Source organism: Haliscomenobacter sp., from assembly GCF_965225875.1.
Taxonomy (GTDB): domain Bacteria; phylum Bacteroidota; class Bacteroidia; order Chitinophagales; family Saprospiraceae; genus Haliscomenobacter.
This window is the reverse complement of the sequence record NZ_CBDDBS010000003.1, coordinates 1,297,586-1,317,302: the sequence shown is the minus strand read 5'-3', so window position 1 is coordinate 1,317,302 and position 19,717 is coordinate 1,297,586. Positions and strand designations below refer to the sequence as shown.

Here is a 19,717-nt window from a genome sequence, read left to right as displayed (position 1 = left end):
GATTTTGAATACAAGTACGGCATTACTTTCCTGAAAAAACAGTTTTGGGGGCTTACCGGTAGAAAATTACATCGAAGGTTTCCTGACAATGAGAATAAAAATTAAATTTACATTTATCGATAAACTATAACTATGAAACAAACAACTAACATTTTACTCATCCTGTTTGGGATGGGCTTAAGCCTCTTTGCGCAAAAAGGCTTCGCCCAAGACCCGAATTTCCACATTTACCTGTGTATTGGCCAGTCCAATATGGAAGGCCCGGCGCCGATTGGCCCACAGGACACGATAACCAATAAAAGGTTGAAATTGTTATCGGCCCTGGATTGCCCCGAGTTGGGCCGTACCATGGGCAACTGGTATGATGCCAAGCCACCGCTTTGCCGCTGCAATACCCGCCTGTCTCCCGCGGACTATTTTGGCCGCACCATGGTTCAGTACCTTCCAGAAAAAATCAGTGTTGGTTTGGTGCATGTGGCCGTGGCCGGGAGCAAGATTGAGATTTTTGACAAAGAATTGTACAAGACCTACCTGGATACCTCAGCTGCTTCAAGGCCATGGATGATTAAAATGTCCGATGCTTATGGTGGAAACCCGTACCAAAGACTGGTGGACATGGCCCGAATCGCCCAGCAAAAAGGGGTGATCAAGGGCATTTTGTTGCACCAGGGCGAATCCAATACTGGAGACAAAGCCTGGCCCGCCAAAGTCAAAAAAATCTACGACGACTTACTCGCCGACCTGAAACTCGCGCCCAATTCAATTCCCCTCCTCGCAGGCGAATTGGTGAATGCCGACCAGGGTGGGCGCTGCGCCAGCATGAATGAGATCATCGCCACTTTGCCTCAAACCCTCCCACGCGCCATGGTGATTCCTTCTTATGGCCTGGAGGCTGTGCCCGACAAATTACATTTCACCGCTGAAGCCATCCGCAAATTTGGGAAACGTTACGCTACCCGGATGTTGTACTCTATGGGGGTCGACATTGAAGCCTTTCCGACTCAATCCATTGCCGCCGAAACCAATGCTCCCGGCATGCAATACCCGCGGGTAGATGCTCAAGGCCGCGCCATTTTCAAAATTGATGCTCCCGGGGCGAGCAATGTGCAACTTGATTTGGCCAAAAAATATGACATGGTGAAAAACGAAGCAGGTTTGTGGACAGTTACCACCGAACCCTTGCAGCCAGGCTTCCATTATTATTACTTGTTGATTGATGGTTACCGTTTTTCTGATCCTGCTTCCGAATCCTTCTTTGGGATTGGCAAAATGATGAGTGGCATTGAAATTCCGGCCCCGGATCAGGCATTTTATGCACCACGTGACATTCCCCATGGCCAGGTAAGGGAAAACTATTACCTCTCCAAGACCGTAGGCGGTTATGAACGTTTTTTTGTGTACACTCCTCCGGGTTACGATGTAAATGCTACTGAAAAATACCCTGTCTTGTACCTGCAGCACGGCATGGGCGAAGACGAACGGGGTTGGGTGGAACAAGGCAAGTTGAGCATCATCATGGACAACCTGATCGCCGACAAAAAGGCCAAACCGATGATCATCGTCATCTCAGATGGAGGCACTGGCGGCATGTTTAAGCCAGCGGTTGGTGAGGACGTCAACGAAGCGAGGAAACAATTCGGAGCAAAATTTACGCCCATGCTAATGAATGAAATCATCCCCTATGTGGAAAAGAATTTCAGAGTAAAAACCGATCGTTTGAGCCGGGCCATGGCTGGCTTGTCCTGGGGAGGTTTCCAAACATTCCAGACTGCTCTGCCCAACCTGGACAAGTTTGCCTACATCGGTGGTTTTAGTGGAGCTGGAATGTTTAACCCGGAAACTGAAATGAAAACGGCTTACAATGGTGCCTTTGCCAATAGTGCCGATTTTAACAAAAAGGTCAAAGTGTTCTTTTTGGGGATTGGCTCCCATGAAGGCCAGCGCACCAAAGCACTCAGCGATGCCTTTACCAAAGCCGGAATCAACAACACCTATTACGTGTCTGAAAACACGGCACACGAATGGCTCACCTGGAGACGGTGTTTGTATCAGTTTACCCAACAGCTGTTTAAATAATTTGAATCAAAGGTTATGAAGCGTTTCAACATACTTTTTTTAATGCTGATCATGGGCCCATTGTTTGGCCACGCTCAGCAATGGCAGCCCATCCAGACCCAGTATGGATTGGTACAAGGCAGCTTCGAAAATGGCCAACAGGTGTTCAAAGGAATTCCGTTTGGTGCTCCTACCTCTGGGCAAAACCGCTGGAAAGCCCCCCAACCCGTTGAAAAATGGCAGGGGGTTAAAATGGCAACCCAGTACGGCCCCAGCCCTTTCCAGGGAGGCAACCCTCCAGCCGGGAAAAGTGAAGATTGCCTGTACCTCAACATCTGGAGCCCGGCAAAATCACCCACTGAAAAACTGCCCGTTTTGGTATGGATTTATGGTGGTGGTTTCAGTTTTGGGTCTACCGCCGAACCGGGTTACACTGGAGAAAAACTGGCTGCCAAAGGGGTGGTTTTGGTGAGTATTGCCTATCGGGTTGGTCAGCTGGGTTTTCTCGCCCATCCGGAGTTGAGCGCGGAGTCGCCCAACAAGGCATCTGGCAATTACGGCCTGCTCGATATGATAGCAGGGTTGCAATGGGTGCAAAACAACATCGCGGCTTTTGGAGGTGACCCTGGAAAAGTGACCATCTTTGGAGAATCAGCCGGTGGGATTGCAGTAAGTATGCTTTGTGCTTCACCCCTGGCCAAGGGGCTTTTCCATGGCGCCATTTCCCAAAGTGGTGGTTCATTTGGCCCTCCGCGGGTGACCACCTACCCAGGCGAAAACCAAAAACTGCTCGCTGATGCGGAGACTATGGGTCTGGAATACATGAAAACAGCCGGAGTAGCCAATCTGAAAGAATTGAGGGCAATCCCGGCTGATCAATTGCCAGGAGTTCGAGGTTTGGGTACATCCTGGCCGACCATTGATGGCTACGTCATTCCTGCGGATCAAAGTACACTTTATGCTAAGGGACAGTACAACGCTACTCCTATATTGGTTGGCTACAATTCCGATGAAGGGATGAGTTTTATGCCTCCCAAAACGCCAAAAGATTACCTGGACGGAGTGCAAAAAAGGTACGGGAAATTTGCTGATGACCTGGTTAAAGCCTACCCGGTTGGTGAAAAAAATGTGCCTAAAACTGCCCGCGACCTGGCCCGTGACGCAGCCTTTGGCTGGCACACCTGGAAATGGGCCATGATGCAGGCTCAAACCAGCAAAAAATCGAAGGTGTTTTACTATTACTTTGACCAACACCCTGAATTTCCGGCCGATTCGCCCCTTTTTGGCACAGGTTCTCCACATGGGCAGGATGTAGCGTTTGTATTCGGTCATGTCAATCCAGAAAGCAAGCAGGCTTCCCCTACGGACCAGGCCATATCTGAAGCAATCATGACCTATTGGACCAACTTTGCCAAGTTTGGTGATCCCAATGGACCTGGAGTGCCAAAATGGGAAAAATTCACGAGCAAGAAGCATGCAGTGATGCATTTCAAACAAAGCCCTCAAATGGGCGCTGTTCCTAGTGAGGAATCATTAAAAGTTCTGGATGCGTATTATGCTTGGAGGCGTACAGCTGAAGGTAAAGCATGGGCAAAATAAGTCCTAACAACTCAAACAATTTCTCAGACTTTAATTCAACAACATATGAAAAGGAACATCTTTCTCTTGATTTTTTGTGGAGCAGTTACCCTGGCTTGGTCACAGCCTAACCAGCAACCCACCTTTGTTTCTCCTGAAGTTTACCCGGATGGAAAAGTGAGCTTCAAACTTTGGGCTCCCAAAGCCACTGATGTTAAGCTTAATGCGCAATTTGAAAAGGCTCCAGTGGCCATGGCAAAAGACGACAAAGGGGTATGGAGCGTGACGGTAGGGCCGGTAAAACCCGACATGTACCCTTATGCCTTCAATGTTGACGGAATTCAGATAGCCGATCCAAAAAACTCGGCTATTTTCCCCAATGAGGGTTTCCAAAACAGCATTTTGGAAGTTACCGGGAATAGCCCTTTGGTGCATACGCTTAAAAATGTGCCCCATGGTACGGTCTCCTACCGGTATTACAACTCACTGGCATTGGGTCTCCGCCCCGTTGTGATTTACACACCGCCAGGTTATGAGGAAAACTCGAAAAAGAAATACCCCGTATTGTATTTGTTGCATGGAACCACGGATACCGAAGAAACCTGGACCAAGGTAGGGCGGGCCAACATCATCCTCGACAACCTGATTGCGGAGGGCAAGGCTGAACCGATGATCATTGTGATGCCTTATGGCCGGGCTTTTCCAAAAATCAGCAAATCCGCGGGCAGCCTCCGCAATTGGGATAACCTCCAGGAATTTAAGCCTGACTTTTTTGATAACCTCATGCCTTTTGTGGAGAAAAATTATCGGACCAAAAATGACAAAGACAGTCGCGCTATTGCTGGTTTTTCCGGAGGAGGAGGGACAACTTTATACTTTGGCTTAAACAACCTGGACAAGTTCAGTTATGTGTGTGGATTTGCACCTGGTATGCTTGAAAACGAATTTGAGCGCAACAACGAAGTCGCTTTTGCCAATCCTGAAAAGACCAACAAAATGCTCAAGTTGTTTTGGATCGGCGTGGGTAAAGAGGACGGGCTGTACGCTGTGAACCAGAAATTTATGGAAGTGTTGAAACAAAAAAACATCAAACACGAAACCTTTATTTCTGACGGTGGGCACACCTGGATGAACTGCAAACTTTATTTGATTACGATTGCTCAGAAGTTATTCAAGTAAGGGATTGGCTAATACGCCAATAAAATAGAGGCTGGCTCAGAACAGAATTTCTGAGCCAGCCCCTATTTTATTTCAAAACTTACAGCTTTTTAAAATACAAATTCCTCACCCGACCATTGCTTACTTTGCAGCCAGTAATGCCATTGTTTGCATCGCGGACAAACTCAACTTGCCCAAAAAACCAGGCCTGCCCCGAGAAAATGTCTTTTTTTATGGGCAGTACTTCAAAATCACTGTGCCTGCTGTGTTGGGCCATCAGTTTTCCCCCGACCATCACAAAATCATAAGTGGTAGATAATTCTTCGCTGTAAAAACTGCCGGAGAATTCGGCCAGGTTTACTGCATTTTTATCAAAGCCCTTTAAACGCGGTGCATCCATTATGCGCCCGGCTTGATGGAGTTTAAGGGTATTGACCTTCTCTCCGCCATTCGGCACAAACTCCACTTTTGCATCTACTCCTTCCACTTTAAACTCGGTATTTGACAAGGGAGTGAGTTTAAAAGCAGGTTGCCCGGTTGCTTGCCCAAACAGCTGGCCATTGTTTAAGGTGACGCTGATGTTGAAGCCAGGCTGAAGCTCAAAGTCTCCGAGGTAAGTGTTTAATGTGGCCTGGTCTACCGCAACTCCAGCGGTCTTGGGGCTTTCTTCTTTTTTGGCGGCTGTCACTGGTTCCGTTTTGATCTTGTCCTTCAGGTAAATGTCCACGACCTTGTGAGCCATATCGCCAGAATTGAATTCAGCGGCATTGCTCAAAACAACCACCGACAATTTTTCATCCGGAAAACGGGTTAAAAAAGAGCGGTAGCCAGCATCCGCCCCGCCGTGTTGGATTTCGTTTAAACCTTTGTACTTGCCTACAAACTGGCCTAAAGCCCCACCAAAGGTTTTTCCATTGTTCAAAACTGCCAGGGTATTCAATTTGCGAATTAGGGAGGTGTCACCCACTACCGGGTTCCCAAAATTCAAAGCCCACAAACTCAAATCTTCAGCGGTGGTAAAAAGACTGGTGGCACCCACATTGGCATAGCTCAGCACACTTTTTTTGTAGCCATTGTTGTCATAATAGGAATAGGCCCGATTTTTTACGATTTTTTCATGGTCATCGTAAAACAAGGTGCTTTTCATTTTTAGAGGACTGAAAATATTGGCTTGGGTAAATTCCGCAAAGGATTGGCCAGACACTCGGGCTACAACTTCGGCCAGTAGTGTGAAACCCGTATTGCAGTACACAAATTCTTCACCTGGATTGAAATTGAGCGCTTTTTGTTTGCTTACCAGTTTTAACACATGCTCTTTGGTGATCACGTCATCCAGCCGCCAACCGGCCATTGCCAACAAGTTCCATTGGTCGCGTAGGCCGCTGGTGTGGGTAGCCAAATGCCTCAAAGTGATGGTTTTGCCAAAATCAGGAACTTCAGGAATGTACTTTCTGATGTCGTCGTCCAGATTGAGCTTGCCCGCCTTTTCCAGCAACAAAATGGAAAAAGCTGTAAACTGTTTTGAAACCGAAGCGATGTGGAAAACTGTGGAAGGGCTATTGGAAATATCGTATTCAAGGTTAGCCATTCCGTAACCTTTTTTGTACACAATTGCACCGTTTTGAACTACAGCGACTGCCGCACCAGGGCTGTCTTTATTGTCCCATGGCGCAAAAACTTCATCCACTTGATCACCAGGAGTGAGTGCCCTGGGTTTGACAATTTTTAAGGTGATGGTATACTTTCCTTTGGAATCATTTTCCTCTAATGGCGTAACTTCTACCACATATTTCCCCTTTTCATCCGATTTTATGGCAAACAACTCGGCGCCATTGTTTCCATTTGGGCTATCAAATTCTTCGATTTTTTTTCCTTGTGGTGTGTAGGTAACAATTTTTGCATCTACTCCTTCCTGCATCAATTTGAAAAAAGCAAATTGGTTTTTCTCCAGGCTGACGGAGTAGCGGTGTTGCTCCTGCGGATCGATTTCTGCTGAAACAGTTTTGCCTTTAAATAGCTCTCCCTTTTGAACTTGAGCAAGGGCTAGGTTGTAAAAAAAGCACAAAAAAAGGCTAAGAGTCGTGGTGATTTTTAAAACTTTCATGATTTTTTTGTTTCAAGCTAAATAAAGGATAAAACGCCAATTTTTGCACAGATAACAAATAAAACTATCTTGCGCGACTAAAGCTCAACGATGGAAAATCAAGTAGACATCCTTCAATGCAAATCTTGTGCAGCCCCCCTTTCTGGCGTCTATTGCGGGCAGTGCGGCCAAAAAGTAATCCAGCGCCGCATCACCATACGCGCAATCTTTGAAGATATTTTCAATCAGATCAGCAATGTGGATCACGGGTTAATTTATACGTTTTTCATGTTGTTTAAAAAGCCAGATCAGGTAGTGTTGGATTACCTTGCTGGGAAAACGATAAAATATAGTTCTCCGTTTAGATACCTTATATTCTGGACGGCTGTTGCTGCATTGATCTACATTGGATTTGGTTTTTATGATCAACAAGCTGCGGGGATGGCTGACATGATTCAGCAAAGTGAAAACCAAAAAGCGAATGAATTTGCCACGCTGTACAACGATTTAATGAAACAATATTTTCAGCTTGTATCCATTTTGTATATCCCGTTTTTTGCGATTTTCACCCGGTTTTTTTTCAAAAAATTTGGGCTCAACTATGCAGAACACTTGGTGGCTAATGCCTACTTCAATGCCCAGGCATCAATCGTATTTATGCCAGTTCTTTTCCTCAACTTGAACATGGATTGGATCACTATGCTGAGCATGCTGATTATGGTACTGTATTATACTTACGCCATTCACAAACTGTTTAAACAAGGCTGGATTGCTGCTTTTTTTAAAGTGGTCTTGATCTATTTCGTGAGCATTCTTTTGTTTTCTCTTGTGGTTTCAATTGCACTTGTCCCGTTTGTTTTTTTGCAAAAACAATAAAATGATGACTGGGGGTTGAAGATTGATGTTGATCGCTTAGCTCATTCTCCAAGGTATTTTGCTACAAATTTCACGAGCTCTTGGCCATGCAAATTCTTCGCAATCACTTTTCCCTCTGCATCCAGTAAAAAATTTGCGGGAATCGTTTGAATGCGCAGCGTTTCCATCAAAGGAGCATCATCTCCCCGCAGGTGAGAAGCATGTACCCATCGGTAGGCACCATCCGCTTCAATCGCTTTTTTCCAGGCTGCTGCGCTGGCATCTAAGGCATAACCGATGATTTCAAAGCCATTTTTGTGGTGCTGTTCCCACATAGGCACCAAAAAGTCGCGGTTTTCGCGCCGACAAGGGGCACACCAGGAAGCCCAAAGGTCTAAAAGGGTTAAACGCCGGTTGCCAATGAGTTGAGCCAGGGTAAGGGTATCGCCAGCCAGCATGGGTAAAAGAGCGTCGGGTAACTTATCTCCGATCAAGACCGGGAGGCGCTCACGCTTGCTTTTTTGACAGAGTTGCTCCACCCAGGGATGGCCAGGATGGCTGCCTTGCCATCTTTGACATTGGGAAAATAGAAATTCGGGAATGCGTTCGTAATCCTGATTCGGACTTACCCAGCGGATGGCCAAAAGTGCGGGCAGCAAATGGTCGGTTTGTTGCGCAAAGTCAATTAAGTGTTTTTGAAAGTTCAATTTTGCCGCTTCGACTTCGAGTAATTTTGTTTCTTCGTGCTCCTCTTCCTTGTTTTTGGATAGGAATTGCTGAAAAGCGGACTGGCGAATGTCCCTTAATTTTAGCAGGGCTACATTTTCAGGGGAGGGGTTTTCGATGGTAAAAGTGCTTTGGAATTGGGCTATTGAGGCCTTTATTTTGAGTTTGAGCCCATTTTTCCAAATAATTGGGCAATAGTTGTCGCTGCCCGGATTTTCGTTGTTCAAGCGGTTGACAAACTGCTCGCCTTTTTTTTGCACGGCCAATTCGAGCAATATAGGCTCTGGGCTATCTGGTAGTTTGTTAAAAACAAAACTGCCATCTGCTTTTACTTTGGCCGAATCAATCACCTGCCCTAAAAAACTGGTTGCCACCTCATCCAAACTGCGCGGCTGAATCAAAAAGAGGGTAGGGGCCCATTGATCATTGGGAGCGAAGGTGAGTTTTCCGGATAGGGACGCCTGGCCGCTGCAACTGGTATGCAAGGAGAGGATGAGCAAAAGAAAATGAATAGTCTGTTTCATAAATGAAGCATAAAACCTGATCAATTTACCGCAGCGTTTTCCACCATTCCTGAAAGACCTGCCCACTTTCTTGCAGGTTGACACATTCTCCAATCATGGGTGTAACCAAAGGTACGTCATATCCACTATCCAAGCGGGTGATTTCCGTCAAGGGTTCGTACCAGGGATGCATGGCCAAGGCGAACTTGGACGAGTGAACGGGCATCAGGCGTTTGGCTTTTAAAGCTTTGGCTGCTTTTAAGGTTTCTTCGGGAAAGCAATGGATCTCGTGCCAGGCCGGGTTGTACTGGCCATTTTCGAGAATGGCCAAATCAATGGGGCCAAACTGGTCGCCGATTTTGGCAAAGTGCTCCCCGTAACCGCTGTCGCCGCCGAGGTAAAATTTTCCATTTGGACTTTCCAACAAAAAGGAAAGCCATAGGGTATTGTTGCGCCTGAAAGTGCGCCCTGAAAAATGACGGGTTGGTAAGGTATGCAGGGTCATCCCTTTTCCCAGGGTCAGGCTTTCATACCAGTCTTTTTCAATGATTCGATCTGCCGGATAGCCCCAACGCTCCAGGTGTGAGCCCACTCCCAAACCACATATCACCATTTGTACCTTGTCTTGCAAAGCTTTGACCGTTGGGTAATCAAGATGGTCGTAATGGTCGTGTGTAATTAGCAGGTAGTCAAGGGCTGGCATATCTTTCACGGCATAAATGTCGCTGCCTTTAAAAGCCTGGTTTGAACCTGAGATGGGGGAGGCATTGCCGCTAAAAACCGGATCGATCAGGAATTTTATACCTCCAACTTGTAGGAAATAGGAAGAATGACCAAACCAGACCAAGGCATCCACATCAGCAGGAAGTTGATGCAAATCGGTAAAAGTGGAGGGTACTCTTTCTTTTGGCATTTGATCAGGCTTTTTTTCAAACAGGAAGCTGTACAGTACTCCACCAAAGGTGTGCCCTTCTGAAAAGGTACCTGTTGCCTCCTCGTTGGCAAATGCAGTTTCTTTGTAATGAGGGGATTGTTTGATGCGTTGCAGCCTTTCACCCGAAGGCGCTTTGCCAAATTGGGGCAGTTGCAGGTACAACACAACAAGTCCAATAAACAAGGCTAAAATGAATAGGAAAATGAGCATGATGCGATGAGATTGTTTGACAAAATAGAGTAGGGCGTTTATTCCTGATTGACCCAATCGTAAAATTTCAAGCCATTCTCTAAACGCTCAATGGCTTTTTGAATTCTTTCTACCTTGGTTTCCATTTTTTTTGCCCCCTCGATCCAGTCAATGTAGTATTTCTGGTTGCTTTCTGAAAGGGATGAAAAAAACTGGTGTGCCAAAGGGGCATCCAGCAAACAAGCCAAAATATCCTCTGGAATTACGACTGGCGAAACATCGTGAAACAAAACAACATGGACGTAGTCCCCCTCTTTTTTGCCAATTTTTTTGCGGACGGTCGCGTTCAAGGGCAAAAACATCCGCTGGTCTTTCATGGGCAGCAGATTGTATTGCTTGAGTTCGTAAGCATCAATAAACCCACGTACCCGAATGGTGCCCCCGCGAGCTTTGTATTCGGGAGGGATACCGGGAATAATCACATAAGTCCAATTGCTCATGTCAAACCCACTTTGCGCAGCCCTTTTTTCGATTAAAAACTGATTGTCGACGAGGGGTACTTGGGACATTGTGTTTGATTTGGCACAAAGATATGTAGTTTTATAGGGACTCATTCTAGGGCAAATAAAGAAAAACCCCTTGTAAGCATCTTTGCACAAAACTTTATCTTACTTTTAAAAACATTATTGTCTTTACACATCGTGCTTCAAATCAAACCGAATGAAAATCTTTAAGTTGGTGTTAACGATTCTATTGGGCTTACTCATGGTTTTGGGAGGTGTTTCGCACTTTCTGAATCCATTGATGTATGCCGGGTTTTTTCCTGAATTTTTGCTGAATGACGAACTCAATATTGCTGCAGGAGTGGTAGAAATTGGCCTTGGCCTTGGTGCAATGATTCCCCGTTTCCGGCATTATGCCACGCTTGGCATCCTTTTGTTGATGGTGTTGCTATTGCCCTTACACGTGATTGACGTGTTCAGGAGCAACCCAGCAGTAGGCAGCCACCAAGCAGCCCTGATCAGATTGCCCGTGCAGTTTGTATTCATTTTTTGGGCCTGGTTTTGTCATAAGGGCGATAAAAAAAACAAGTGATCATTTTGCCCCACTGCATAGTAACAACGTCAAAAACACCTAAGCCTCAATTTGTTCCACGCCTACAAACATACTATCCAGTTGTAGGTCGCCAAAATAAGTGGTGGTGGCTACGTCAGCAGCATCTCTGCCATACGCCAAAACAGCCCTTCCGCCGGTAGTAAGCTCCTGAGTGGCATCAAAAGTGTACCATTTGCCGCCCAAATAGGCTTCAAACCAGGCGTGTAAGTCCATCTGCTCTAAGTTGTGCAAGTACCCCACTGTAAAACGCGCTGGGATATTGATGCTGCGGCAAAGGGCAATGGCCAAATGGGATAAATCCCGACAAACCCCAATTTGACTATCCAGCGTATCCATGGCAGAAGTGGAAGGGGTACTGTAATTGTACGCGTATTGAATGTTGAGCCTAACCCATTGCCGAATGGCTTCCACCATTTCATAACCAGTGGATAAATAATAAATGATTTCAGAAGCCTTTGCGAGCAATTTGTCCGACTCACAATAACGGCTTGGCAACAAATAGAGCAGGATATCGTCTGGCAAATCCTGAATCAATACAAAATTTGCATTAAAATCAACTTCAATCGATGAAGCTGTTTCAAGCAATGCACTGGTTTTGATCGAAAATTGACCAATTGGGGACAGCAGGCGTTGGCAGTAATTTCCATACAAATCCAGGTACTCCTTTACGGGTACGGCTGGTTCAACGATAAACTCCTCTGAAATAATCGTTTGATTGAATCCTGATCGCAGTCTCAATAAAAAAATCAAGGGGACGTTCTGGAGTGTTTGATAATCCAGTTGGCAAGTAACTTTCAATTTCATGCAGTAGTTTTTGCTGTGTTTGTTTGCGCGTAGTTGAAGTAGAGACTGATGCTGTTAGGGGTAAATGTAAACAATTCTAGGCTATCCGCAGCTTAAATTACCTTGACCAGGGGCAGCCGATAAATTGCAAAAGATTTTATCTTTGGTTTAGCCTTTAGCTCCTGTATTTTAAACACCCAAAACACAACCCATGGAAATTGTACTAACCAATGCCGAGGAAGCAGGAATGCCCGAAGAGATGATCGGCCATTGCGCTCAACTATTGACCTGGCGCATTGAAAAATTGTATCCTGGCCTGCCCAAGGCTGGTGACGAACTTGATATACTCTATTCTGAAAAAGATCCCCTAATGGAAAGTGAAGAAGTGGACGACGAAGCATATGCCATTTACTTTACCGTAGCTGAGGTGGAAGGAGAAGACCGGGAGAATGGGGTAGTGATGGTAGATTTGATGTTTTGATTAAAAATGTCACCCAAGAGTGGAGACCTATCTGTGCAAACCATTATTGGCCTCCACTTTTTATATCGCTCACCAAACTCCGCCGTGCTCAAATACCCGCAATCTGTTTTTGGTCGCAATGAGTTCTTGTTCGAGGGCGTCGATTCGTTTCAGTAAGCTAGCAATGGCGTCAATGCCCTCTAAGTTGATGTCGAGTTCGTAATGCAAACGCACCATTTTTTCTACCGTCGGCAGTTGTGTAACTGGTAAATAATGGATTTCTTCCACGACTACCAGTTCCACCAAATCATATTCCTGTAAGGCCAGGATGAAGGACGTATCTATATTTTGGATGCTGCAAAATTGTGCAAGCTGGATCAAATTGTTAGTTTCCATTGCTTCTCATTTTGGCCAATTCACTAAACAATGCTTTTTCAGATTCGCTAAGTTGGGTAGGCAATTTGACTTGATAGGTAAGGTACAAATCGCCGAAAGTATTGGCCTGTTTGTATACTGGGAACCCCTTGCCCTTTAATTTCACTTTGGTGCCACTTTGGGTTTCGGGCGCTACTTTCAATTTTACTTTTCCGTCCAGGGTATCGATGGTTGTTTCCCCTCCCAACAGCGCGGTGTACAAATCCAATTCTACCGTTGTATACAAATTGCTGCCTTCCCTTTTGAATTTCGGGTGGTCCGCAATCGAAAAAGTGAGGTACAAATCCCCATTGGGGCCTCCATTCGCGCCAGGGGTACCGTGCCCGGCAATTTTGATGGTTTGTTCATTTTCAACCCCAGCCGGTATGGTTAGGCGGATATTTTTACCATTCACGCTTAAAGTGCGCTGGTGGCTATGGTACACATCGATTAAGTCGAGCTGCAACTCAGCGTGCAAATCCTGCCCTCTAAATCTGCTTTGCCGATTGCCCGTTCCACCTCTGGCCTGGTTGCCAAACAAGGATTCAAAAAAGTCGGAGAAGTCGCCGCCTGCAAAGTCTTCTTCGCTGAATTGCCGGCCGGATTGCCGTTGGGATTGTTGACGTTGTTGTTGTCTGGCTCTTTCTATCTCGTCTGCGTGCTGCCAGTCCTTTCCGTAGGCATCGTACTTTTTCCTTTTTTCGGGGTCACTCAATACTTCATTGGCTTCGTTGGCTTCTTTGAATTTTCTTTCTGCTTCTTTGTTGTTTGGATTTAAGTCCGGATGGTATTTTCTGGCCAGTTTGCGGTAAGCACTTTTGATTTCGGCATCAGAAGCGGTTTTGGGCACACCCAGTATTTGGTAATAATCAATGAATTCCATCTGGTTCGTTTAAATTTTGTATGGTTCACTTGTTGCAATGAAAATGCATACAATGCAGCAAGGGGTAAATGATAAAACTCACTGCATTGCTGTAACTTAACTTACTTCATTGCTAACAAATAGGAAACAGCGGAAGTTTTGTAGCCTATCCTAACCGCCCTGGCGGCAATTTTTTTGAATTCCCCCAGAGCTAGGGGTTTGTGGTAATATCGCCATTTGCTTCCACCTATCTCGTCGTCTAACTGGTAAGCAATGCTGGCCCCTGCGGTAGAGCAGGATAATCTAAGTTGATTTGCTTCTTTTTTGAAGGTCACCTGCTCCGTAGCGGGTTGTACCATTCCCGGCCACATCATATTGACCAGATCAGACTCGGGGATAAATCCCAGATCACCAATTTCCAACTGCCAGGCCCCCAGAGCAGCGCGCATTTCCTTCAATTTGGCCTGCTGCTCGGGTAAGTGCGCAATGTTGTGAACCTCGTCCGGGTCGCTAGCCAGATCATACAGCTCTTCCTCAGGTTTGGTTTTCATGAAAATATAGGCCGCATTCCCGCTGAGTTTTCCTTGCTGATCCATTTCAATGAGGGTGCGGGTCATGTCAATTTGTTCCCGGTAAGCATTCCGGTAAATCAGGGGCAATTCCGGCCGGAAATTTCTGATGTACACAAAACGACCGTCGATCACGGAGCGGCTCATATCCGCAGCCTCATCAAATCTGTCCGCCGCACCGAAAGCAAAAGTATGGGGCGTCTTCGTTTTGAAGGTGCCCAGGAAAGCTTTTCCATGCATGTGTGCAGGTGGTTCAATCCCAGCCAATGACAAAACGCTTGGCCCCAAATCCATGAGGGAAACGATATTCTCAACTTTGGTACCCGCCATCGCTCCATTTGGCAAGCGCACAATCAAGGGAACGCGGAGCCCGGAATTCCCTACCGCCCTTTTTTGTCTGAGCAAAGGGCCTCCATGATCCGACCAAAAAAAGATAATGGTTTTTTCCAGCAGCCCTGCGGCACTCAGTTCATCCAGTAATTTACCGATTTGTTGATCGAGTTCAACAATATTGGAATACACCCTTCCCAGGTCCTGACGAACCACTGGCAGGTCGGGGAAATAGGCTGGAATTCTTACCTTGTTGACATCTACCAGCATAGGGTCAGCTTTCTTCATAAATACCCGGGACTCATGAGTGATCTCGTGGTTAAAGACCGCAAAAAACGGTTGTCCGGCGCTGCGGTTTTTGTAATGCGCATCTTTACCGATTTCATCCCAGGCTGTAATGGGTGAATTGAATTGGTAATCCGTTTTTGCGGCGTTGCTGGTAAAATAGCCTGCTGCCCGCAGGTACTCGGTGAAAACTTTGACAAAAGGTGGTGGAACGGCCGCATATTCTGGTACATTTCTGCCTCGAATGTCTTTCAGGCTGATGTAAGTCTTGTAGGTCTCTGCCTCTGGTTCCCGGTAGGCATAATGAGGCCCGGTGCGCATGTTTTGTGTGCCGATGCTCACCGGATACATGCCAGTGATGATGGAACTCCGGCTGGGCGCACATACCCCTGCCGTGGCAAATGCATTGGTATAGGTAATTCCTTCCCTGGCCAGCCGATCGATGTTGGGGGTCTGAATGCTTTTATCGCCGTACGCTCCCAATAAGGGACTGATGTCTTCCACCGATATCCAGAGGATGTTCGGCCTTTCAGCGAAAGCCTGAGCAAAAAGGAAATTTTTACAAGACAATAAAAGAAGAAGAAAGAGGGTGGCATTTTTGATTTTCATGATCGATTATTTTACTGGCAAGAGCAGGTTTAACCCAAAGCTGATTGATTACAATGGTCGACTATGCTGTTAGCTGGTACAAGTCTCCAGACTTGTACCAACATTTCCGCGTCTCTGACGCAAAGGCAACGCGAAAATATCGAGAATAGACACGTCAGAGACGTGTTGATATTGGTACAAGTCTGGAGACTTGTACCAGCTAACACAGAACGGAACCGCTGCATCACCGCAAACTCTGATAGACTGCCACCTTAAACTTCCCTTGTAATTCACTTATAGCCGGAGTACCCGGAAACTGCTGGGTCATGAATAAACCAATCAACTGTGCTTTTGGGTCCACCCAATACGTGGTAGAAAACGCTCCTCCCCAGGCATAACTTCCTATGTTGCTCAGTTCATCAGACATGGCTGGAGTAACAATTCGAAAGCCCAAACCAAAGGCCCCACTCCCGTAAAGTGAACCTACTTGATTGGTGGTCATGAGTTCCACCGAACGTGGCGAAAGCAAGCTTACCCCGTTGTAAGTTCCCTTGTTGAGCAACATTTGCAGGAAAATGGCATAGTCATAAGCCGTACTGACCAGGCCGCCACCGCCAGAAAAATAGGACTTTTTGATATTGGGAAAATCGGCTGGAATGCCCAGGCCATTTGCCCATTTTTTGAGTCGCCCGGTGCTGTCGGGGGTGTAAATTGCAGTCAGGCGGGCATGTTTATCGGCAGGAAGATTGAAGTAGGTATCTTTCATCCCGAGTGGAATACAAATGCGTTTTTGGAAAAAGGTCTCCAAATCCATACCGCTGATGATTTCAATGACATGCCCCAACACATCAGTACTCAGACTGTAATTCCATTTTTCGCCGGGCTGCACCTCCAATGGCAGCTTTGCCAAACGTTTCATGGTCGCATCGATTTCATTGGTCATTTCGCCCACCCCGCCAGTGATGCGGTTTTTGGCGTAAATGGCCTGCATGGTTGGTGACCCAATCCCGGCATAACCCAAACCCGATGTGTGCGTCAGCAGATCCTTAATCGTGATTTCGCGCTTGGCTGGAACTGTGGTATAAGAGCTGTCTTTTTCATTAAAAGTAGCCAGCACGACCGGCTTGGCAAACTCGGGGATGTATTTGGAAACCGGATCACTGAGTAAGATTTTACCTTCTTCCATCAATAGCATGACGCCCACCGTGGTGATGGCCTTGGTTTGTGAAGCGATGCGGAAAATGGCATCTTTGGCCATCGGCTTTTTGCTTTCAATGTCATCGATGCCGTAGCTGCGGTGCTGCACGACCTGACCGTCCTTGACCAACAAAGTGACTGCTCCAATGATTTTATTCTGCTGAACGTATTCCTCAACCACAGCATCGATGCGCTTGAGCCGTTCGTAATTGACCTTAGGGTTGGGCTTGGTATTGGGCTGTAAAACCTGCGCGCCAAGGCTGAAGGTCAAAGTGCTGAGTATGATCAGCAGGAAGCAGTTTTTGAAGGACGACATAGTTTTGAGTTTGAGGTGTAATGTATTGAAAAATCACGTATTCTTCACCCGCTGCTGTTCACTTTCTGAGCCCGAACCCGAGTGTTTAGGCCGGTTGTTGGTGGCTTTGCCAAAACGGTACGAAAAGGCCAGGGTCACCGAGCGCGTATCGATGGTGCTGTTCCAATCCGCATCGGTCAGCCGCAGGTTGTTGATGATGCCGTCGGCGCGGCGGGTGTACAAGATGTCGCTAATGCTCAGCTTGATGCTCGCTGCGTCCTTGAACAGTTTTTTCTGGAAAGCACAATTCAAGGTTCCCCAACTTTTGATCAGCAACTGCGCATACACAATATCGCTCATGTATTCGCCACGTAAATCGGCGCTCCAGCCTTTGCCCAATTGAAAACTGTTGTTGGCCACCAGGTGAAAATAGGTTCCACTTGAGTTGAGTTGCTCGGTATACAATTTACTCTCAAAAATCAGGTACCCCAGCTCAGCATTGCTGTTGATGTTGTACCAGGAAGTGACGGGAATGGCGGCATCCATGGCGAGGTTGAAGCTTTGGTTGGTCGCGATGTTGCCGGGCCGACTGTAATAAATGCCATCCACAATTTCCAGGGTTTCATTGATGCCGTCGATGGTTTTAGCGTAACTCAGGGTGGTGTTGAGCACGCCCTTGTACGAATGGGAGATGGAGTAATTGTTGGCGTAGGTAGGCAACAAATTCGGGTTTCCGGCATAAAAAGTGAACTTATCTAAGGGGCTCACAAAAGGATTCAAATCCTGAAAATAAGGTCGGTCAATGCGTCGCCCAAAGGAGAAGGAGAACACGTGGTGCCCCAATGAGTCAGCGTTCCAGGTTGCGTAAATGGTGGGGAAAAGATTGGTGTAACTGCGCTTGAAACTGCTGGCGGGCCGCTCCGGGTTGCCCAACTGATCACCGCTCAGACTGGTGGTTTCGGCCCGAAGCCCGGCCTGGATTCCCCAGCGACCGATGCTGCGGGAGTAATTGGCGTAGGCGGCGTGGATCCATTCGTCGTACAAAAAGCGGTTACTCAGGTCGTAGTTGAGGGTAGTGACGCCATCGACGGTGTTGGTGTAGGCTGCTTCATTGTCGGTTTTGGTGAAGGCCGATTTGAGCCCTGCCTCAAATTTGGCGTCCTTACCCAGTGGTTTAACATAATCCGCCTTCGCGGCGTAGATGCTGATGTCGGAAGGCAACTGGCCATTGATGCGATCCTGGTACAACAAGACCCTGCTGGGATTGAGGATAAAATTGTTGAAGACTTGGTCGCGATTTGAGGCGTAGACCACATAGTCAGCATCTACAGTGAGGCTACTGCCCAGGGAATCCAATTGCCGCTTGAAGTAGGCATTGAAGGTCCCATTGTTGAATTTGCCATCGTCCAGGTTCAGGGCGTCTACAAACTGCTGCAAATTGCGGTCGGCACCGGCTACCTGGGCATTGTTGTCGGTATTGGAACCCGAGGGGCTGAACAAACCCTTGGCAGACAGGCCGATGGTCGTGCGCTCGGAGAGGTAATAATCCAGGCCGAGTTTGGCATTGGCCGATTGCCCGGTTTTAACAATGAAGGAATTTTGGGCAAAAGAAGAGCTGGGCGTCTCGTCGGGGTTTTTGTAATAACGATTGATGTTCAGATCCTGGAAGGAGTTGCGAAAACCACCGTTGAGATTGGCCGAAAGGCTGATCTTTTTCTGGTTAAAATTGAGGTTCAAACTGTTGTTGCTGCGTGTATATCGCCCACGTTGCATACTGAGGTTGGTATTGCCATTGAAACCCGGAGCCCGGTTTTTTTTCAGGACAATATTGATCACCCCCGCATTGCCCGCTGCTTCGTATTTGGCGGGCGGATTGGTCATGATTTCAATTTGTTTGACGGTGCCTGCGGGCAAGGACTTGAGGTAGTTTTCCAGTTCAGCGCCCGACAGGTAAGTTGGTTTGTCGTCAATGAACACGGCCACTCCGGCGCGGCCTTTGAGCGTGATCACCCCATTCTGGTCCACTGCGATGCCAGGTGCACGTTCAAGCGCCTCCAGGGCGTTGCTGCCCGCATTGGCCAGCAAGGCGTCAACATTGACAATGGTGCGGTCGATTTTGCGCTCGACGTAAGGCGTTTTGGAGGCGATGGTGACCTCCTGGAGTTGTTTGATGCTTTCTTGCAATTGAATGCTGGGCAGTTGAATGGTTGTAGCCTGGCCCTCTACCACCAGTTTTTTTTCCTGGTATTCGGCATAACCCAGTAGGTAAGCCTTGATGAAATAAGTGCCTGCGGCAACCCCAGAAAATACAAAACTACCATCTTCATCCGAGTAAACCGATTTGAGGATGCTGGAGTCCGCTGAACTCAACAGGGAAACGGCAACCAGATCGAGCGGCGCATTTTGGGCATTGGCGACTTTGCCCTGTAGTTGATAGGTGCTTTGGCCCCAAAGTGTACTGGCAGCACTGATCAGTACACAAAGCAGAAAGTGTTTGGTTTGCATGATGTCGGGTGAATTAGAGCCTTAGACAAGCTCTTAGCTCTTTAACAAAAAATTACTTCGTTTCAAAAATAGAAAGACTTTTTGGAAATCATGGAAAATCCAGCAAACAAGAACCAATTGAATTGAGTGCATGAAAAAATCGGGCAATGTGAAACTTGATGGTTGATGCTGGATTGTAGAGACGCACGGCTGTGCGTCTCTACGGTGCGTTGTGCCATCTGGTCATACCCTC

16 protein-coding genes are annotated in these 19,717 nt (G+C 46.9%); 6 read left to right on the top strand and 10 right to left on the bottom strand.

The genetic code is table 11. The features are described from left to right. Positions 1–171: 171 nt before the first annotated feature. The 3 genes from ACO08K_RS25570 to ACO08K_RS25560 are packed head-to-tail and all read left to right on the top strand — an operon-like array spanning position 172 to position 4,812. Complete coding sequence (locus tag ACO08K_RS25570) at positions 172–2,076, top strand: sialate O-acetylesterase (protein ID WP_421800580.1); 1,905 nt, start codon at positions 172–174, stop codon at positions 2,074–2,076. A 15-nt stretch (positions 2,077–2,091) separates the two neighbouring features. Next, entirely contained in the window at positions 2,092–3,654 is a 1,563-nt protein-coding gene (locus ACO08K_RS25565; RefSeq protein ID WP_421799324.1) for a carboxylesterase/lipase family protein, read from the top strand. A 45-nt stretch (positions 3,655–3,699) separates the two neighbouring features. Further along, on the top strand, positions 3,700–4,812 hold the full coding sequence (locus ACO08K_RS25560) for an esterase (RefSeq protein WP_421799323.1): 1,113 nt from the start codon (positions 3,700–3,702) through the stop codon (positions 4,810–4,812). Positions 4,813–4,891: 79 nt separating this feature from the next. Here the strand turns inward: ACO08K_RS25560 and ACO08K_RS25555 are convergent, their stop codons facing one another. Continuing rightward, positions 4,892–6,895, bottom strand: coding sequence for a serine hydrolase (locus tag ACO08K_RS25555; RefSeq protein ID WP_421799322.1), 2,004 nt, complete (start codon positions 6,893–6,895; stop codon positions 4,892–4,894). 90 nt (positions 6,896–6,985) lie between these two features. Between ACO08K_RS25555 and ACO08K_RS25550 the strand changes: the two genes are divergently transcribed. After that, complete coding sequence (locus tag ACO08K_RS25550; protein WP_421799321.1) at positions 6,986–7,750, top strand: DUF3667 domain-containing protein; 765 nt, start codon at positions 6,986–6,988, stop codon at positions 7,748–7,750. A 41-nt stretch (positions 7,751–7,791) separates the two neighbouring features. Here ACO08K_RS25550 and ACO08K_RS25545 read toward each other — a convergent pair whose 3' ends face one another. From ACO08K_RS25545 to ACO08K_RS25535, 3 genes are read right to left on the bottom strand one after another with little or no spacing between them, the layout of a single operon-like run. Next, entirely contained in the window at positions 7,792–8,979 is a 1,188-nt protein-coding gene (locus tag ACO08K_RS25545) for a TlpA family protein disulfide reductase (protein WP_421799320.1), read from the bottom strand. Positions 8,980–9,004: 25 nt separating this feature from the next. Then, the gene (locus tag ACO08K_RS25540) at positions 9,005–10,102 is read right to left on the bottom strand and encodes an MBL fold metallo-hydrolase (RefSeq protein WP_421799319.1); all 1,098 of its coding nucleotides are present in this window, start codon (positions 10,100–10,102) and stop codon (positions 9,005–9,007) included. A 38-nt stretch (positions 10,103–10,140) separates the two neighbouring features. Then, positions 10,141–10,650, bottom strand: a complete 510-nt coding sequence (locus ACO08K_RS25535) for a YdeI/OmpD-associated family protein (RefSeq protein WP_421799318.1) — start codon at positions 10,648–10,650, stop codon at positions 10,141–10,143. Between the two features lie 151 nt (positions 10,651–10,801). Here ACO08K_RS25535 and ACO08K_RS25530 point away from each other — a divergent pair, with 151 nt between their 5' ends. Beyond that, positions 10,802–11,176 carry a hypothetical protein gene (locus ACO08K_RS25530; protein ID WP_421799317.1) on the top strand — a complete coding sequence of 125 codons (375 nt, stop codon included), beginning with the start codon at positions 10,802–10,804 and terminating at the stop codon, positions 11,174–11,176. A 39-nt stretch (positions 11,177–11,215) separates the two neighbouring features. Here the strand turns inward: ACO08K_RS25530 and ACO08K_RS25525 are convergent, their stop codons facing one another. After that, positions 11,216–12,001 (bottom strand): transglutaminase-like domain-containing protein, encoded by a 786-nt coding sequence (locus ACO08K_RS25525; protein WP_421799316.1) that lies wholly within the window; start codon positions 11,999–12,001, stop codon positions 11,216–11,218. 190 nt (positions 12,002–12,191) lie between these two features. Between ACO08K_RS25525 and ACO08K_RS25520 the strand changes: the two genes are divergently transcribed. After that, the gene (locus ACO08K_RS25520; protein WP_421799315.1) at positions 12,192–12,461 is read left to right on the top strand and encodes a hypothetical protein; all 270 of its coding nucleotides are present in this window, start codon (positions 12,192–12,194) and stop codon (positions 12,459–12,461) included. 69 nt (positions 12,462–12,530) lie between these two features. On the opposite strand, the gene ACO08K_RS25515 is transcribed toward ACO08K_RS25520, so the two are convergent. The 5 genes from ACO08K_RS25515 to ACO08K_RS25495 all read right to left on the bottom strand — a co-directional run bounded on the left by ACO08K_RS25515 (position 12,531) and on the right by ACO08K_RS25495 (position 19,485). Further along, positions 12,531–12,836, bottom strand: coding sequence for a chaperone modulator CbpM (locus ACO08K_RS25515; RefSeq protein WP_421799314.1), 306 nt, complete (start codon positions 12,834–12,836; stop codon positions 12,531–12,533). Further along, positions 12,826–13,737 (bottom strand): DnaJ C-terminal domain-containing protein, encoded by a 912-nt coding sequence (locus tag ACO08K_RS25510; RefSeq protein WP_421799313.1) that lies wholly within the window; start codon positions 13,735–13,737, stop codon positions 12,826–12,828. The genes ACO08K_RS25515 and ACO08K_RS25510 overlap by 11 nt, the downstream gene beginning before the upstream one ends. 101 nt (positions 13,738–13,838) lie before the next feature. Next, on the bottom strand, positions 13,839–15,509 hold the full coding sequence (locus ACO08K_RS25505; protein ID WP_421799312.1) for a sulfatase: 1,671 nt from the start codon (positions 15,507–15,509) through the stop codon (positions 13,839–13,841). 223 nt (positions 15,510–15,732) lie between these two features. Then, on the bottom strand, positions 15,733–17,001 hold the full coding sequence (locus ACO08K_RS25500; RefSeq protein WP_421799311.1) for a serine hydrolase domain-containing protein: 1,269 nt from the start codon (positions 16,999–17,001) through the stop codon (positions 15,733–15,735). Between the two features lie 33 nt (positions 17,002–17,034). Further along, on the bottom strand, positions 17,035–19,485 hold the full coding sequence (locus tag ACO08K_RS25495) for an outer membrane beta-barrel protein (RefSeq protein WP_421799310.1): 2,451 nt from the start codon (positions 19,483–19,485) through the stop codon (positions 17,035–17,037). Between the last annotated feature and the right edge of the window lie 232 nt (positions 19,486–19,717).

Excerpts from the sequence above, each read along its gene's own strand:
- ACO08K_RS25570 (WP_421800580.1), top strand. The coding sequence starts at position 172 with ATGGGCTTAAGCCTCTTTGCGCAAAAAGGCTTCGCCCAAGACCCGAAT.
- ACO08K_RS25565 (WP_421799324.1), top strand. The coding sequence starts at position 2,092 with ATGAAGCGTTTCAACATACTTTTTTTAATGCTGATCATGGGCCCATTG.
- ACO08K_RS25560 (WP_421799323.1), top strand. The coding sequence starts at position 3,700 with ATGAAAAGGAACATCTTTCTCTTGATTTTTTGTGGAGCAGTTACCCTG.
- ACO08K_RS25555 (WP_421799322.1), bottom strand. The coding sequence starts at position 6,895 with ATGAAAGTTTTAAAAATCACCACGACTCTTAGCCTTTTTTTGTGCTTT.
- ACO08K_RS25550 (WP_421799321.1), top strand. The coding sequence starts at position 6,986 with ATGGAAAATCAAGTAGACATCCTTCAATGCAAATCTTGTGCAGCCCCC.
- ACO08K_RS25545 (WP_421799320.1), bottom strand. The coding sequence starts at position 8,979 with ATGAAACAGACTATTCATTTTCTTTTGCTCATCCTCTCCTTGCATACC.
- ACO08K_RS25540 (WP_421799319.1), bottom strand. The coding sequence starts at position 10,102 with ATGCTCATTTTCCTATTCATTTTAGCCTTGTTTATTGGACTTGTTGTG.
- ACO08K_RS25535 (WP_421799318.1), bottom strand. The coding sequence starts at position 10,650 with ATGTCCCAAGTACCCCTCGTCGACAATCAGTTTTTAATCGAAAAAAGG.
- ACO08K_RS25530 (WP_421799317.1), top strand. The coding sequence starts at position 10,802 with ATGAAAATCTTTAAGTTGGTGTTAACGATTCTATTGGGCTTACTCATG.
- ACO08K_RS25525 (WP_421799316.1), bottom strand. The coding sequence starts at position 12,001 with ATGAAATTGAAAGTTACTTGCCAACTGGATTATCAAACACTCCAGAAC.
- ACO08K_RS25520 (WP_421799315.1), top strand. The coding sequence starts at position 12,192 with ATGGAAATTGTACTAACCAATGCCGAGGAAGCAGGAATGCCCGAAGAG.
- ACO08K_RS25515 (WP_421799314.1), bottom strand. The coding sequence starts at position 12,836 with ATGGAAACTAACAATTTGATCCAGCTTGCACAATTTTGCAGCATCCAA.
- ACO08K_RS25510 (WP_421799313.1), bottom strand. The coding sequence starts at position 13,737 with ATGGAATTCATTGATTATTACCAAATACTGGGTGTGCCCAAAACCGCT.
- ACO08K_RS25505 (WP_421799312.1), bottom strand. The coding sequence starts at position 15,509 with ATGAAAATCAAAAATGCCACCCTCTTTCTTCTTCTTTTATTGTCTTGT.
- ACO08K_RS25500 (WP_421799311.1), bottom strand. The coding sequence starts at position 17,001 with ATGTCGTCCTTCAAAAACTGCTTCCTGCTGATCATACTCAGCACTTTG.
- ACO08K_RS25495 (WP_421799310.1), bottom strand. The coding sequence starts at position 19,485 with ATGCAAACCAAACACTTTCTGCTTTGTGTACTGATCAGTGCTGCCAGT.